This window comes from Streptomyces viridiviolaceus, from assembly GCF_014650995.1.
GTDB classification, from domain to species: Bacteria; Actinomycetota; Actinomycetes; order Streptomycetales; family Streptomycetaceae; genus Streptomyces; species Streptomyces viridiviolaceus.
The window spans coordinates 35,651-50,709 of the sequence record NZ_BMWA01000038.1 but is presented as its reverse complement, the minus strand read 5'-3'; the positions used below and the strand labels follow the sequence as shown (position 1 = coordinate 50,709).

At 69.8% G+C, this 15,059-nt stretch carries 13 protein-coding genes; 10 read left to right on the top strand and 3 right to left on the bottom strand.

What is annotated here, in order from left to right:
* Position 1: 1 nt before the first annotated feature.
* Together IE260_RS36935 and IE260_RS36930 are read right to left on the bottom strand one after the other, a co-directional pair.
* Positions 2-1,948, bottom strand: coding sequence for an AMP-binding protein (locus IE260_RS36935; protein ID WP_189880101.1), 1,947 nt, complete (start codon positions 1,946-1,948; stop codon positions 2-4).
* A 27-nt stretch (positions 1,949-1,975) separates the two neighbouring features.
* The gene (locus tag IE260_RS36930; protein WP_189880099.1) at positions 1,976-2,455 is read right to left on the bottom strand and encodes a MaoC family dehydratase; all 480 of its coding nucleotides are present in this window, start codon (positions 2,453-2,455) and stop codon (positions 1,976-1,978) included.
* A 119-nt stretch (positions 2,456-2,574) separates the two neighbouring features.
* On the opposite strand from IE260_RS36930, the gene IE260_RS36925 reads away from it, so the two are divergent.
* Complete coding sequence (locus tag IE260_RS36925) at positions 2,575-3,276, top strand: GntR family transcriptional regulator (protein WP_189880098.1); 702 nt, start codon at positions 2,575-2,577, stop codon at positions 3,274-3,276.
* Between the two features lie 134 nt (positions 3,277-3,410).
* Here IE260_RS36925 and IE260_RS36920 read toward each other — a convergent pair whose 3' ends face one another.
* Complete coding sequence (locus tag IE260_RS36920) at positions 3,411-3,950, bottom strand: YbhB/YbcL family Raf kinase inhibitor-like protein (RefSeq protein WP_189880096.1); 540 nt, start codon at positions 3,948-3,950, stop codon at positions 3,411-3,413.
* Between the two features lie 206 nt (positions 3,951-4,156).
* On the opposite strand from IE260_RS36920, the gene IE260_RS36915 reads away from it, so the two are divergent.
* The 9 genes from IE260_RS36915 (at position 4,157) to IE260_RS36875 (ending at position 14,996) form a co-directional block, all read left to right on the top strand.
* The gene (locus IE260_RS36915) at positions 4,157-5,722 is read left to right on the top strand and encodes a helix-turn-helix domain-containing protein (protein WP_189880094.1); all 1,566 of its coding nucleotides are present in this window, start codon (positions 4,157-4,159) and stop codon (positions 5,720-5,722) included.
* Between the two features lie 589 nt (positions 5,723-6,311).
* Complete coding sequence (locus tag IE260_RS36910) at positions 6,312-7,751, top strand: condensation domain-containing protein (protein ID WP_189880092.1); 1,440 nt, start codon at positions 6,312-6,314, stop codon at positions 7,749-7,751.
* Positions 7,745-9,163 carry a condensation domain-containing protein gene (locus tag IE260_RS36905; protein ID WP_189880090.1) on the top strand — a complete coding sequence of 473 codons (1,419 nt, stop codon included), beginning with the start codon at positions 7,745-7,747 and terminating at the stop codon, positions 9,161-9,163. Before IE260_RS36910 ends, IE260_RS36905 begins: the two co-directional genes overlap by 7 nt.
* A 151-nt stretch (positions 9,164-9,314) precedes the next feature.
* Positions 9,315-9,722, top strand: a complete 408-nt coding sequence (locus IE260_RS36900) for a roadblock/LC7 domain-containing protein (protein WP_189880088.1) — start codon at positions 9,315-9,317, stop codon at positions 9,720-9,722.
* Positions 9,719-10,066: a DUF742 domain-containing protein gene (locus IE260_RS36895; protein WP_189880086.1), complete on the top strand. Its 348-nt coding sequence runs from the start codon at positions 9,719-9,721 to the stop codon at positions 10,064-10,066. The genes IE260_RS36900 and IE260_RS36895 overlap by 4 nt, the downstream gene beginning before the upstream one ends.
* A gap of 55 nt (positions 10,067-10,121) precedes the next feature.
* Positions 10,122-11,342 carry a cytochrome P450 gene (locus IE260_RS36890; protein WP_189880084.1) on the top strand — a complete coding sequence of 407 codons (1,221 nt, stop codon included), beginning with the start codon at positions 10,122-10,124 and terminating at the stop codon, positions 11,340-11,342.
* A gap of 44 nt (positions 11,343-11,386) precedes the next feature.
* Positions 11,387-11,836, top strand: a complete 450-nt coding sequence (locus tag IE260_RS36885; RefSeq protein WP_189880082.1) for a MarR family winged helix-turn-helix transcriptional regulator — start codon at positions 11,387-11,389, stop codon at positions 11,834-11,836.
* Between the two features lie 59 nt (positions 11,837-11,895).
* The gene (locus tag IE260_RS36880; protein WP_189880080.1) at positions 11,896-13,617 is read left to right on the top strand and encodes an MFS transporter; all 1,722 of its coding nucleotides are present in this window, start codon (positions 11,896-11,898) and stop codon (positions 13,615-13,617) included.
* A gap of 233 nt (positions 13,618-13,850) precedes the next feature.
* The gene (locus tag IE260_RS36875; RefSeq protein WP_229881679.1) at positions 13,851-14,996 is read left to right on the top strand and encodes a low temperature requirement protein A; all 1,146 of its coding nucleotides are present in this window, start codon (positions 13,851-13,853) and stop codon (positions 14,994-14,996) included.
* The last annotated feature ends 63 nt before the right edge of the window (positions 14,997-15,059 follow it).

Genomic DNA, 15,059 nt, shown 5'->3' with positions numbered 1-15,059 from the left:
ATCAGTGTTCTCCCTCGAGTACGGGAATGTCGGTCAGGGGGGTCAGGGGGTCGAGTGACGACATGTCACCCGGCGAAGCCCCGAGGTACCGGGCGCGGATGGCGCGGCGCATGATCTTGCCGTTCTTGGTCTTCGGCAGCGTCGTCACGACGTGCAGCGTCGGGGCGAAGGAGCGGCCGACGTTGTGCACCGCGGTGGTGAGCAGGTCGTCGTGGTCGACGTCGGCGTCACCCAGCACGGCGAAGGCCACCACCCGCTGACCGCGCTGTTCGTCGGGGACGCCGATGACGGCGGCCTCGACGATCCTGTGGTCCTTCAGCAGGGAGGCCTCGATCTCGGCGGGACCGACCCGCCGGCCGGACACCTTGATGGTGTCGTCGGACCGGCCGTGGATCCGCCAGGTGCCGTCGCCGTCGACGCCGGCGAGGTCGCCGTGGACCCAGACGCCGTCCCAGCGGTTCCAGTACGTCTCCAGGTAGCGTTCGCGGTCCTGCCAGAAGGCGTGGGTCATGCCGGGGAAGGTGTTGAGCACCGTCAGCTCGCCGATCTCGCCCACGGTAGGCCGGCCGTCCTGGTCCAGGACCGCCACGTCGATGCCGAGCAGTGGCCCGTTGAACGACGCCGGCTCCATGGGCAGGAACGGATAGCTGTTGAGGAGACCGCCGCCCACCTCGGTGCCGCCGCTGTAGTTGATGATCGGGCGCCGGCCTTCGCCGACGGCCTCGAACAGCCAGCGCCAGGTCGGCTCGTCCCACGCCTCGCCGGTGGAGACGAACGCGCGCAGGCTGCCGAGGTCGCCGAACGTACCGTCGCTGCGGGCCATGACCGCGCGGATGGCCGTGGGGGCGACCCCCTGCACGGTGACGCCGTTGCGCTCCACGATCTCCCACAGCCGCTTCGGCGTGGGGTGATCGGGCACGCCCTCGGTGAAGACGACCGTGGCCCCCAGCTGCAGACCGCCCATGATCAGCAGCGGGCCCACCAGCCAGCCCATGTCGCTGATCCAGGCGATGACGTCCTCACTGTGCACGTCGAACCCGTAGCCGAAGTCCGCGGCCGCCTTCACCGCCAGACCCGCGTGGGAATGGACGATGCCCTTGGGCGCGCCGGTGGTGCCGGAGGTGTAGACGATGGTCAGCGGATCGTTGGGGTCGGTGGCGACCGTGCCGACCGGGGCCGGATGACGTTCCAGCTCGTCCCAGTAGACGTCCCGGCCCTCGCGCATGTCGACGCCGTCGGCGAGGTGGCGGACCACCACGGCGTGCCGGACGGATGGTGCGGACGCCAGGGCTTCGTCGGCGGTCTGCTTGAGCGGCACGCGCTTGCCCCGACGGGTGGTCCCGTCGGCGGTGACGAGCACGACCGCCTCGGAGTCCCGCAGGCGGGTCGCGAGCGCCTCGGCGCCGTATCCCGTGAACGCGGGAACCGAGATGGCACCGATCATCGCGCAGGCCAGGAAGGCGACCGTGGCCTCGGGAACGACCGGGAGGAAGAGGACGACCCGGTCCCCGCGGGTGACGCCGAGGTGTGTGAGGTTGGCCGCGAAGCGTCGTACCTCGGTGTCGAGTTGGGCGTAGGTCAGCGTGCGTCGCTGGCCGCCGTCGCCTTCGTAGACCACGGCGGTCTTACCCGCGAGCGGCCCGACCGCATGACGGTGGGAGCACACCTCGGCCGCGTTGAAGGTGCCTCCGGCGAACCACCGCGGGAACGGCTTGCCGCCACTGTCGTCGAGGACCCGCTCGAACGGCGATGCGAAGGTGATCTCCAGGTCCTCCACCACGGCCCGCCAGAACCACTCGGGGTCGTCGACGGATGCCCGGTGCAGGTCCTCCAGCGTGTCGTATCCCCATCGCCGCATGGCCGTGAGCAGGCGGCTGCGCTTGCGCTCGGCCTCGCCGGGAACCCATACGGGGGTACGCGGCCTGCCGAACAGGCTCGTGTTTCGCATACCGACTCCTCTCTGCGAGCCGCGTCCTCAGGAGGCCGCCGCGTCAGCCTTCTCGGCGGCGGAGCGCTTCATCATCAGGCCGACCCGGAGCGCGTCACAGACGATCTCGTCGCGCTGGTTGATGCCGAGATGACGGAAGGTCACGATCCCGGAGTCGTCGCGGCTCTTGGACTCGCGCTTGTCGACGATCTCGGTACGGACGTGGATCGTGTCACCGTGGAAGACCGGCTTGGGGAACTTGATCTCCTGGAAGCCGAGGTTGCCCAGCGTGGTGCCCTGGGTCGTCTCCGGGACGGTGATGCCGGAGACCAGGCCCAGGATGAACAGGCTGTTCACCAGGCGCTGGCCGTGGATGCTGTTCTTGCTGTACTCCGCGTCCAGGTGCAGGGGCGCCAGGTTCAGCGTGAGAGTGCTGAAGAGGACGTTGTCGGTCTCGGTGACCGTCCGTCGAGTGGCGTGCTCGATGACGGCACCGGGTTCGAACTCCTCGAAGTAGAGACCGGCCATGAGGGATCCTTTCGTAGTCCGTACCAGACCCGGAGAACATACAAAATATATTATGCGTGAGCAAGGGGTGGTTGGCAGCTCACGGACGCTCCGGCGGACTCCAGGAGGCGGAACGACTGATGGCAACCAACGATGTGGTCACGACCCCCGACAGGGCCCCAGGCCGGCAGCCGCTCCCCGCAGAGGTGGCGAGCCATGTGCGTGAGCTGATCTTCTCGGGAAAGGTGCGGCCGGGTGAGTTCCTGCGCATCGAGCCCATCACCGAGGCGCTCGGGGTCAGCAGCACACCGGTCCGCGAAGGCCTGCTCGCGTTGCGCGGCGAGGGCCTGGTCCGGCTCGTCCCTCGCAAGGGTTTCGTGGTCGCAACGTTCACCCGGCAGGACGTACGTGATCTGTTCTGGGCGCAGGCGCAGTTGTCCGCACGCCTGGCCGTACGCGCCGCTCGGAAGATCACGCCGGAGCAGATCACCCGGCTCGAGGCCCTCCTCGACGGATACCAGGAGGCCGTCGAGGCAGGCGCCGAGGAACGCGTCAGCAGCTGGGGCCACGCCTTCCACCGCGAGATCAACCTGGCGGCGGACTCACGGCGCCTCGCCCTCCTGCTCGGCTCCGTCGTCAAGCACCTGCCGAACCGCTTCTACGCCGCGATCGACGGCCAGGTCGCCGCCACCTGCACCGAGCACCCCCTGCTGCTGGACGCCCTGCGCCGGCACCAGGCCGCCCGGGCCGGCTCACTCATGGAACATCACATCCTGGCGGGTGCCGACCGGCTCATCGGGGTTCTCGAGGAGCGCGGTCTGTGGCTCGGTCAGGAGACCTGATTCCACCGACGCCGGGGCGGGTTCGCGGCGAAACGGGAGGGCCGTTCACGGTCGGGGGGGGGGCGCGCCCGGTCACCAACTCGTGCCTCGGCCGGGAGCACTGGACGGGGCGACCGCCCAGGCCCCCGGTGCGCTCAGGCCGGCGTCGCGAACACCGGTGTGAGCGTCGCCCGCGCCAGGGTGTGACCGAAGAGCTGGAATCCGAGCCAGGCAGGGGTCGCCTCCGGTGTGATGTCGAGGGCGGGAACGTCCAGCGCGTGCACGACGAAGATGTAGCGGTGCGGACCGTGACCGGGCGGGGGCGCGGCACCGAGAAAGTCGCGCCGGCCGGCATCGTTGGCCAGCATCTTGGCCCCGGCGGGAAGTTTCTTGCCTCCGAGGTCACCAGCACCCGCGGGAAGCTCATGCACCGATGCGGGGATGCCGTGAACCGCCCAGTGCCAGAAACCGCTGACCGTCGGGGCGTCGGGGTCGTAGCAGGTCACCGCGAAACTCCGGGTCTCGGCCGGATGGCCCTGCCAGGCGAGGTGCGGTGAGCGGTCCTCGCCCGGCCCGCCGAAGAGCCCGCTGCGCTGGGCGACGCCCAGCGGTTCCCCGTCTGCCACGTCGGCGCTGCGAAGCGTGAAGCCGGGGACGGGGGGAAGTGCACTGTAGGGATCGAAGGCGTAGGACATGTCCATCTCCTGGTTCGTGAGTCCGCCGGGACGAACTGGCGGGGACGGCCTGACCGCTCCTGCACAGGGTGCGCTTCGGCCCGCCATCCACCAGCCTCCACATGGTATATTTTATTTCCAACTCGTTCCTGTCGCGTCAACGACCTGTAACTCCGAGAGTGGAGGGGACCAGCGTGCGCGATGCTCGGTACACCTATGCGCGGCGGATGCAACCCGAGATCGAGTCTTCATGGACGCGATCTCGATTACACGGACTGGCCGAAGGCGCGGCACCTGGCCTCGCTTCGGCTCCGGTCGCCCCGGACGGCCACCTCCTCCGTGCGGCACGTCCCGTATTGGAACAGGTCAATCGAGAGCTCGACGGAGCGCCGGCGCTGCTCTTCCTCGCCGATCCGTCGGCCTGCATCGTCGATGCCAGGTACGCGAACCGCTCCGTTCACCAGGAGATAACCGGTCTCGGCATGACTGTGGGTGTCCGGGCCGGCGAGGACCAGCTGGGCACCAACGCCCTGGGCACCCCGGCGGCGACCGGGCGGGACGTGCTCGTACGCGGGTCCGACCACGTCCTGCCGGCGTTCAGCGCGTTCACCTGCTACGGACATCCCGTCGTCCATCCCGTGACGCGTCGGCTCGAAGGCGTCCTCAGCATCGGTTGCCGCTCGCCGGAGGAGCACCCACTGCTGCGGCCCCTGGCGCGGCGTGTGGTCCAGGACATCGAAGACCGGCTCCAGCGTGATACGAGCCACGTCCAACGGCTGCTGGTGGCCGCCTTCCAGACGGCGGCACGCCGCCGGGGGCGCGCGGTCATGGTCATCGGTCAAGGACTCGTGCTGTCCACTCCCCCCGCGCTCGATCTGCTCCAGCCCGCCGACCACGAGAATGTGCGAGCGCGTGCCCAGACGACGAGTTCCGCCGGTGAAACGGTCCAGCGCCTCACGCTGGGCTCCGGTCGGACGGTCCGCCTGCGCTGCAGGCGGATAGACGGAACCGAAGGGGTGCTGGTCCACATCGTCCCGGACCAGGACACCTCTCCCCACGAACCCGGCCCCGGGACCGCTTGGCCACTGCTGATCGTCGGAGAACCGGGCAGCGGCCGTACGACTGCTGCACGGCGGGCGGCCGGCTTCGGTGCGCGCACACTCGACGCCGCGGACGTCCTCGGGCAGGGCGAGCCGGCCTGGGCCAAGACCGTGGGGGCGTTGCTGCAGACGGACGGGCCGGCAGTCATCATCGAGAACCTCCATCTCCTGTCCGAGCAACTGGGAATGCTGTTGACCCGATGCCTGCGTGTCGCGCGGCGAGCAGTCGTGCTGACCTCGTCCCCCGGTGACCATCTCGACGGAGTGCACGCCCCTGTCGTGGCGGAGTGTGCCGCGCGCCAGGACCTGGTGCCTCTGCGGCGCCGCAGGCACGAGATTCCGGCACTGGCGCAGAAGATGCTCACCGACATCAAGGGGCCCGGGCGGCTCCGGCTCACGTCCGAGACCCTGCACGTGCTGGCCGACCAGCCATGGCCCGGCAATCTCTCCGAATTGCGCAGGGTGGTCCGGACCCTGACCGAGGTCCGCTCGGCGGGCGACATCATCCCCTCGGATCTCCCGGTCTCGCATCGGGGCACGGCTCCGCCGGCCTCGCCGTTCCTGCAGGCGGAGCGGGAGATCATCGTCGCCGCCATCGACGCCGCCGGCGGCAACAAAGTACAGGCTGCACGCGCGCTCGGAATGAGCCGGTCCACGCTCTACAACAGGATGCGGGCATTGCGCATCCACTGATCGGGCGTGACCGACCGGTTCGCCGCAAACCCCGACCGTGCATCCCAAGTACCGCCGTACTCCCTTGGCCGCGGTGCGACACGGACCGGTCCCAGCCATTCATGCGCCCCCGCCGCCCGAATTCGTGCCGCCTGCGCAGGCCACCCTCATTTCGATGTGGCCGACCAGCGCTGCCTTCTCGCTGCTCGGCAGCGTGTCGCGCTGTTCGCACATTCGCCTGGCTTTCCTTCGAATGCGGACAGTACCGCTAATGTGTCCTCTCGCCCCTTTTCATCCGAACGCCCCAAGAAGCATGTCCAAACTCTTGGACATTCGCACGTCTGGTTCCTTTCTAACGTCGAGGGCAGCAGCCGAAGGCATTTCGGCACTGCGACCGGAGAGGGGTGTGTGTCATGTCGATCACCGAAGCCTTCGCAAAAGGTCGGACTTTCCAGGCCCGCAGCCCCGTTCGGCCGAATCCGACCGGCGACCCCGCGCCGGAGCTGGTGCCCGCACTGACGTGACCCCGCCTTTCCGCTCCGGGAAGGGGCCCTGGGTCGGGCTGCCGGCACTCCCCCATCAGGTACCGCCCAAGCAGCGAGGCAGGCCCGTGAAGTTCATCGACATGTGGGACCTCGACATCCGCCCAGGACAGTTGTCGGTGTGGCGGCCGGACACCGGTTCCCTCCGTACGACCGACTGGATCCCCGACAGCAGGCCGGCGTCGTACCTGCAGGAGGCGCACCTCACCGACGCTCTGCGGTCCGCCGGCGACGGCAGCCGCGGCCCCTCCTGGCTGGCCACAACCTTCGAATTGCCCGGCCCACTCGACACGTCCGCCCTCCGGACGGCTCTGCTCGCATGGATCGACCGGCACGAGGCACTCCGCAGCAGACTGACACCGTGCGCCGACACAGGCACCGACCGGATGGCCCGCACCACACTGCGGCCCGGCACGGTCGGACTGACCCGCGACGACTACGGCACATTCACCGACCCTGGCGCACTGCGCGTCCTGATCGAGGACATCCTCGACCGCAGCACCGACCCGCTGACCTGGCCGTCCTTCACGTTCCTCGCGGTGACTCACCGCGATGCCACCACGGTGTGCCTGGGCCTGGACCACCACAACGCGGACGGCTACTCGGTCCTCCTCATCGCGAGTGAGATACGTGAGCTGTACCGGGCGGCGGTCGAGCACCGCGATCCCGGGCTCGCCGAGGTGGGCAGCTATCTGGACTTCGCCGGCCCCGAACGGGAGGCCGCCGGCCTGTTGCACTGCGAACACGAATGGGTGCGGCGATGGCGGGACTTCGTCATCGAGGGAGACGGGCGGCTGCCCGAGTTCCTCGTCCCGGTCAGCGACGCGGAACGTCTGCCTCCGGCCCCTCAGACCGGCGGCCTGGACTGGCTGCTCGACGCGGACGGCGCCCGGGAGTTCGACGCCGTCTGCAAGCGTCAGGGTGGTGACTTCTTCTCCGGAGTCCTCGCCTGCCTGGCCATGGCCGGCCGGAGCCGCTACGGGCAGGAACGTTTTCGGACCCTGGTTCCCGTCCACACGCGCAGCGAGCGGCGGTTCCTGCGCTCGCTGGGCTGGTACGTGGGACTCGCGCCGGTGAGCCTGGCCGTGCACGGCGACGACGGCTTCGGGCAGGTGGTGAAGGAAGCCGGGGAGGCCCTGCGGCGTTGCCTGCCGCTCGCCGGTGCGCCCCTGGCCCGCCTCACCGAGTTGCTCGGGCTCCCCCTCGAACCCCGGTTCATGGTCTCGTACATGGACATCCGCTGGGTTCCCGGATCCGGGCGGTGGACCGAGTGGAACGCCCATGCGCTGCGCAGCCGCCGGATCGACGCCCATGAGGTCTACCTGTGGGTCATGCGCTCCCGCGAAGGCGTCTACCTGAGCTACCGCTTCCCTGACTCGGTCCCGGGCCGCGCTGGCGTGCCCTCCTATCTCGCGGAGGCCCGCCGAACCGTCCGGCAGGTCGCCGCCGGTGCAGAACTCCCCCTAGCCACCCCCGCCGCCAGAGGAAAGGAACCCACCCCATGTTGATGACCTTCCTGAACGACTACCAGGCCCGGCCCGGCGAGCTGGTCGAACTTCGGGTCCCGGACCACCTGGTCGCAAAGGCGAAGCACGCGCCGGTACATCCTGCCCCGCCTTCCCCGGTCCAGAAGAACCACATCCTGCGCCGCATGGCCAATGTGGCGGCCGGCCGGCCCCAGGCGCCGTGGGTGGGACTCGCCTTCGAGCTGCCGGGCCGGGTCGACGCGACCGCTCTGGCCGCCGCGTTCAAGAAGTGGGTGCTGCGGCACGACACCGTGCTGACCTGGTTCTCCACCGAGCGGAACGCGGGCCCGGATCCGGCCGGCGTAACCCTCGTCCGGCACATGGTCGCGCCCGAGGACGTCGACTTACTTCCCGTGCCACTCGGCGAGTTCACCTCCGGTGACGCGGTCAGGGAGCACCTGCGCGAGCAGTTCCACGCGAGCACCGATCCGATGCTGTGGCCGCCGTTCACCGCGGGTGCCGTGCTGCGCGACGGCTCCTCCACCGTGTACTTCGCGATCGACCACGCGCACAGCGACGCCTACTCCGTCGTCCTCGTCTTTCACGAGCTGCGCGCCCTGTACCAGGCCGAACTCGACGGCACCGAGGCCGTGCTGCCCGAGGCCGGCAGCTACATCGACGCAGGCGCCGAGGAACACGAGCGAGCCGCCGCGCTCCAGGCCGATGCGCCGGAGGTCAAGAGCTGGATCAACTTCCTCCTCTCCGGCCCGATGCCCTCGTTCCCCCTCGACCTCGGTGTGCCCGCGGGCGAGTCGCGCCCCAGCCTCTCCTTCGACCTGGATCTCCTCACCGGTGACGAGGCCGACGCCTTCGCCAAGGTGTGCAAGGCGCACGGCGCCGGTTTCTCGGCCGGACTGCTGGCCGCCCTGGGCATCGTGCACCGTGAGCTGGCGGGGCGTGCCGAGTACCGCGGCCTCTCCGTCGTGCACACCCGCCACGACAGGCGCTGGCTCGCCGCCCAAGGATGGTTCATCAACCTGGTGCCGGTCGCTTTCCCCCTCGCGGAGGGCGGTGCGGCCCTCGGCCTGCCCGAACTCCTCGCGAGCGCCGGCACCGCGTTCCGGAACGCCTGCAAACTGGCCAGGGTCTCACCGCTGCGCGTCGCCGAGCTCGCCGGACTGCCCCTGCAGCCCGACGACGCCGCGGTGCTGCCGATCGTCTCCTACATCGACGGCCGGCATGTCCAGGGCTCGCGGGACTGGGACGCCGCCGACTGCAACGGGCTGTACGACTCCAGCCCGAGCAACGAGGTCATGATGTGGGTGAACCGCAGGTGGGACCGCACCTACGTCAAGGTCACCCACCCGGACACCCCCGAGGCCCGGGTCAATGTGCCGCACTTCTACGACCACTTCCGGCAGGTGGTCCGGAGCATCGCCCAGGGGTCGGTCTGAGCAGCCGGGGGCCGGGACACAGCATTTCGCTGATCCCACCCCCCCTGTAACGTATTTTATATAGTGCGTCAACGTGCAGCCCCGGTCGGCGCCGCAGGCCCGCCCGAACCGGCGGCATTACCGCATCCGAAAGGCACTCGAAAGGCACCCCATGACCGGCACGAAGACCGCCGACGACAGGCTCACCTGGCTCATCGAGGGGCTGCTGGAACGCACTCCGGGCGCCCGCCACGCGCTCGTGCTGTCCCGCGACGGGCTGAGGCTGTGCCGGACTCCCGAGCTCTCGGACGACCGCGCCGACCAGTTGGCGGCCATCGCCGCCGGCATCCAGTCGCTGTCCCACGGCGCGTCCGTGGAGTTCGGCGACGGCAGCGGCGGGGTCCGCTCGGCCATGACCGAGTTCTACGGCGGGATCCTGTTCATCGTCGAGGCCGGCGAGGGCGCCCACCTCGCCGTGATCGCCGCGGAGGACGCGGACCCGGGCCTCGTCGGCCATCACATGCACGAGCTGGTCGAGCAGCTGGGCGAGTATCTGGCAGCGCCTCCGCGCGCGTCATGAGCCGCCCGGGCAGGGACGACGCTCCAGACCGGCTGTACACCATCACGGGAGGGCGCAGCCGGTCCGGATCCGCGGCCCTGTTCGACATGGTGACCCTGGTGGTCGCCGAGTGCGCACCGGCTCCGGGCATGCAGTCGGAGCACGCTGCCATCCTGCGCAGGTGCGAGCGGCCGACAGCAGTCGTGGAACTCTCCGCGGACCTGCGACTGCCGGTGGGCGTCACGAAGGTGCTGCTGGCTGACCTCCTGGACACCGGCCGTGTCAGCGCCCGGCATCCCCCTGCCGCGGAACTTCCCGATGCGCATCTGCTGGAACAGGTGCTTGTAGGACTCCGCAAGCTCTGACACCCGTACTCCCCGGGTGAACCACTCGGTTCCCGACGTCTGACAAGGAGCTGGCGTGACGCCCTCCCCCGTGCCCCTGAGCGGGTCCCGGTTCCAGAACGAACCCGCCGCGCTGTACCGCGAGATGAGACTCGAACACGGCCCTGTGGTGCCGGTCGTGCTCGACGGCGGCATACCGGCGTGGCTGGTACTCGGTTACCGCGAACTGCACCAGCTCACCGGCGACACCGTGCTGTTCAGCCGCGACTCCGGCCTGTGGAACCAGCGGAGCGCCATCCCCGACGACTGGCCACTGCTGCCCATCATTCTTCGCAGGATTCCCCTGGGCGACGCCCCGAGCGCCGCCGGCCTACGGGAGCGCGCCGCGGTATCCAGCGGCGCCCTCGAGGACGTCGACCTGTTCGAACTTCGGGGTCTCACGGAGCGGTTCGCCGACGAGCTGATCGACACGGTGTGCGGCACGGGCGAGGCGGATCTCGTCGCCGACTACGCGATGCGGCTGCCGCTGCAGATCATCGCGGCCCTCTGCGGCTTCACCGACGAGCAGGGGCCCGGGCTTGTGACCGCACTCAACGATCTCCTGGACGGGCAGGAACGGGCGAACGACGGCCTGACGCATCTGGTCACTTCCGCCACCGAGCTCCTCGCCGCCCGCCGGGCGCGTCCTGCGGACGACATGGCCTCGTGGATGGTCGGGCACGGCAACGGTCTCTCCGACCAGGAGATCGTCGAGTCCATTCTCGAGATCGCCGTCGTCGCCCATCAGTCGACCGCGGACTGGATCGGCAACTCGCTGCGGCTGATGCTCACCGACGAACGTTTCGCGGCGTCCCTCTTCGGCGGCCGCAGCAGTGTGGCCCAGGCCATGAGCGAGGTGCTGTGGGAGGAAACGCCCCTGCAGAACTGGTCCGGCCGATGGGCGTCACGCGACACGTACCTCGGCGGCCGGCAGATACGCGCCGGCGACCTGCTGCTGCTCGGCCTCCAGGGCGCCAACCACGACCCTCACGTCCGCACTCCGGGCGCCGCGCAGAGCGGCGGCAACAACGCGCACTTCTCCTTCAGCCACGGCGAGCACCGTTGCCCGTTCCGCGCCCAGGAAATGGCAGAGATCATCGCGGGAACGGCCATCGAGGTGATCCTCGACCGGCTGCCGGACGTCGACCTGGCCGTGCCGGCCGACTCCCTGACGTACCGCCCCTCACCATGGATGCGGGGCCTCACCGCGCTCCCGGTGAAGTTCACGCCCACACCCGCCCTGCGGCCCGCCACATGACCGCCAATTTTGCTGCAGGGTACACGTAGATGCATAATGGGGATATGCATAAGCGGGTTATGGACCTCGATCCCCTGGTCGAAGACCTGATCTTCGCCGTGGAGCAGATGGTCCGGCACGTCCGTCAGAGCACCCACACCGGAGGGCTGAGCACCGCCGCCTCGTCGGCGCTCGGCCGGCTGTCCCGGGAGGGCCCGCACCGACTGACCGAACTGGCCCGGGCCGAGGGCGTCTCGCAGCCCAACATGACCCAGCTCGTCACGCGCATGGAGCGGGTGGGACTGGTTCGCCGGGTCGCCGACACGAGTGACGCCCGGGGCGTACTGGTGGAGGTCACCGACACCGGCCTCGCGGTGTTCCGGCAGCGACGGGCCGAGCGCGCCGAAGCCCTCCAGACGCTCGTCGAGGAACTGAGCGAGCCGGAGCAGCGTGCCGTGCGGATCGCCCTGCCCGCCCTGGCCCGGGCCATCCAGGACCGCCAGACCCGCTCCTGACAGGCCGTAAGCGCGGTCCGTCCCCGCCAACCGACCTCAGACGCTGGAGCAGTACGCGCATGAGTGCACCACATGGAAAGGCTGCCAGTCCGTTCCGGCAGCCCAAGGCCGTCTGGGCCGTAGCCTTCGCCTGCGTCATCTCGTTCATGGGCATTGGTCTCGTCGACCCGATCCTGCCCGCCCTGGCCGAGAGCCTGCATGCGACGCCCAGTCAGGTCTCCCTGCTGTTCAGCAGCTACCTCATCGTCACCGCGGTCGCCATGCTGTTCGTCGGCTGGGTCTCCAGCCGCATCGGCGCCAAGCGCACCCTGGTCACAGGCCTGGCCGTCATCGTCGTCTTCGCCGCCCTTGCGGGCACCACCGACTCGATCAACGGCATCGTCGGCTTCCGCGCCGGCTGGGGCCTGGGCAACGCCCTGTTCATCGCCACGTCCCTCGCGGTCATCGTCGCCTCCGCCAGCGGCGGTTTCAGCGGCGCCATCATCCTGTACGAGACCGCCCTCGGCCTCGGCATCGCCGTCGGCCCACTGCTCGGCGGCGAGTTGGGCGGCATCAGCTGGCGCGGTCCCTTCTTCGGTGTCGCCGCCCTCATGGCCGTCGCCCTGATCGCCACCCTCGCCTTCGTTCCCAACCTGCCCAAGCCCGAGCGCCCCACCTCACCAATGGCCCCGCTCAAGGCGCTCCGCCACCGCGGTCTGCTGACCATGGGCATCATGGCGCTGCTGTACAACTGGGGCTTCTTCACGATGCTCGGCTACGCGCCGTACCCGATGAAGCTGGGCGCCCACGAACTCGGGCTGGTCTTCACCGGCTGGGGCCTGCTGGTCGCCGCCTTCAGCGTCTTCTTCGCGCCGCGTCTTCAGGCCCGGTACGGCACCGCCCCGGTCCTGTACGCCAACCTGCTCGGCCTCGGCATCGTGATGGCCGTCATCGCCGCCGGTGTCGCCAACCCCACCACGGTCATCGTGGCGGTCATCGTCAGCGGTGCCTTCATCGGCATCAACAACACCCTCACCACGCAGGCGGTCATGCTCGTCTCCCCGGTCGAGCGCCCGGTGGCGTCCTCCGCGTACGGCTTCCTGCGCTTCATCGGCGGCGGCCTGGCCCCCTACGTCGCCGGCAAGCTGGCCGATGCCACCGACCTGAGCGTCCCCTTCTACCTCGGCGCCGCCACCTTCCTCATCGCCATCCCGGTGCTGGCCAGCGGCCATCGCATGCTGCACCGGGCCGAGGCGGGCACCGGCGACGGCGAACCGGTGACCCCGACGCTCACCCCCGTCGGCTCTCCGGCCACGACCGATGCGCCGCCCGTCGTCGTGGCCGTCGGCGCCCACGACACGGCCGCCGGCATCGTGGACGCCGCGGCCCGGCTCGCCCGGGACACCGGCAGCCCCCTGGAGGTCGTGCACGTCCAGCAGACCGCGGTCGTCGAGGAACAGGCCGTCGAAACGGAAACCGACGCAGCGGCCCGAACGGCCGTCACCGCGCACCTCGACCGGCTGACCGGCCTCGGCATAGCCACCACAGGCCAGATCCTGACCAGCGTCGGCGACCATGCCGCCGCGGGCCGCGCCCTGGCCCGGCACGCCGCCGAGGTCCACGCCCGCACCGTCGCCGTCGGCCGCTCCCCGCGGGGCCCGCTGACCCAGTTCGCGGACGGCAGTTTCACCACCGCCCTCACCCACGCGGCCGCCTGCACAGTCGTCCTCGTCGCCCCTGACGAGGACCCGCGGCCCCTCACCGCGCAGGCCCTGACGGAACTGCGCAACAGCGCGGCCTGAGCCGGCCGGTTCGCGAACGTCGACAACGGCGCCGTTGACGCAGCGGCCCGGCCCGGTCCGGCTACGCGACCGGGCCTGGCCGCTGCCGAGGCGTTCCCGGACATGCCGTGCAGGATCCGGTGTGCGTCGGTGCCACCCTCCTATGGTGAGCCAATGGCGAAAGACGCCCGATCCGGGTGCCAACCCTCAGGTCATGACGCGTCCGGGACCGGCGCCCGGAGATCCGGCGGCGGGTGTCCCCGCTGGAGTTGTTCTTCGATCTCATCTTCGTCTTCGCCGTCTCCCAGCCCTCCCACCACCTGGTGGATCACCTGACGTGGAGAGGAGGCGCCGAGACCGCGGTGCTGCTGGTGGGGGCGTTCGGAACCTGGGCCTTCACCAGCTTCGCGGCCACTCTGCTCGACATCGACCTGCCACGGACACGGCTGACGGTCATCGTCGTCATGGGCCTGGGTCTCTCCATGAACGCCGCGATTTCCCGTGCGTTCACCACTGCCGCCTGGTTGTTCGTGGTGCCGCTGCTACTGATCATGGTCGGCGTCCAGGCCCCGGCGTCGCTGGCGGCCCCCAGTGCGGGGATCCGCCATCACTACCAGCGCGGCCTGGTGTGGACGGCGGTCTCCGCCCCGCTGTGGGTCACCGGAGCCGCGGTGTCGCCGGGCCCCCGCCTGTGGTGGTGGGCCGCCGCCCCGCTCATCGACCTGACCGGAACCTGGCTCGCCCACCCACTACCGGGCCGCGTCCTGCGCTCCGCGCACCTCGCCTTCGACGCGAGCACATGCTCGAACGGCTCCGGCTCTTCCTCATCCTGCTGCTCGGCGAGACGGTTTCTCACCACCGGCACAACGATCTCGGACGCCACCGTCGACCTTTCGACCGTGGAGGCCTTCGTCGCTCTGGTCTGCCTGTGGGCCGTGTACTTCGGAGGCGGTGAGGACGTCGTCGCCGTGCACGTCGGCACGAGCAGCGCCCCCATCCGCTCGGTGCGTTGGGGGATCAATGTCACCTACTGCGCACTCGCCGCTCTGGTCGCTGTCGTCGTGGGCAGCGAACTCGTCATCTCGCACCCCCACGACCACACCACCACGGCCCTGGCCCTGCTCCTCTTCGGGGCCCTGCTTCTACCTCGTCTCCCAGGCCTGGTACTTCCACGCCACCATCGGCCACGCCTGGATCGAACGCCTCCTCTTCGGTACCGCCTGCGTTCTTGCCGCCGCCGTCGCACCTTGGCTGCCCTCCCTGGCCTCCCTCGCCCTTCTCGACGTGATCCTGGTGGCTGCCGCCGTCGTGCTCTCCCGCGTCCACCGCGGACTGGCCGACGAGCTGAAGGCCGCGCCCGGCGGCATTCAGCCATGAGGGACGGGGTACGACGTGACTGAGACCGAATCGACGACGGCTATATGATGCTTTCTGTTTCTGCAGGTCGGCCGGGTGAGCGAGGC

Excerpts from the sequence above, each read along its gene's own strand:
- IE260_RS36935 (WP_189880101.1), bottom strand. The coding sequence starts at position 1,948 with ATGCGAAACACGAGCCTGTTCGGCAGGCCGCGTACCCCCGTATGGGTT.
- IE260_RS36930 (WP_189880099.1), bottom strand. The coding sequence starts at position 2,455 with ATGGCCGGTCTCTACTTCGAGGAGTTCGAACCCGGTGCCGTCATCGAG.
- IE260_RS36925 (WP_189880098.1), top strand. The coding sequence starts at position 2,575 with ATGGCAACCAACGATGTGGTCACGACCCCCGACAGGGCCCCAGGCCGG.
- IE260_RS36920 (WP_189880096.1), bottom strand. The coding sequence starts at position 3,950 with ATGTCCTACGCCTTCGATCCCTACAGTGCACTTCCCCCCGTCCCCGGC.
- IE260_RS36915 (WP_189880094.1), top strand. The coding sequence starts at position 4,157 with ATGCAACCCGAGATCGAGTCTTCATGGACGCGATCTCGATTACACGGA.
- IE260_RS36905 (WP_189880090.1), top strand. The coding sequence starts at position 7,745 with ATGTTGATGACCTTCCTGAACGACTACCAGGCCCGGCCCGGCGAGCTG.
- IE260_RS36900 (WP_189880088.1), top strand. The coding sequence starts at position 9,315 with ATGACCGGCACGAAGACCGCCGACGACAGGCTCACCTGGCTCATCGAG.
- IE260_RS36895 (WP_189880086.1), top strand. The coding sequence starts at position 9,719 with ATGAGCCGCCCGGGCAGGGACGACGCTCCAGACCGGCTGTACACCATC.
- IE260_RS36885 (WP_189880082.1), top strand. The coding sequence starts at position 11,387 with ATGCATAAGCGGGTTATGGACCTCGATCCCCTGGTCGAAGACCTGATC.
- IE260_RS36880 (WP_189880080.1), top strand. The coding sequence starts at position 11,896 with ATGAGTGCACCACATGGAAAGGCTGCCAGTCCGTTCCGGCAGCCCAAG.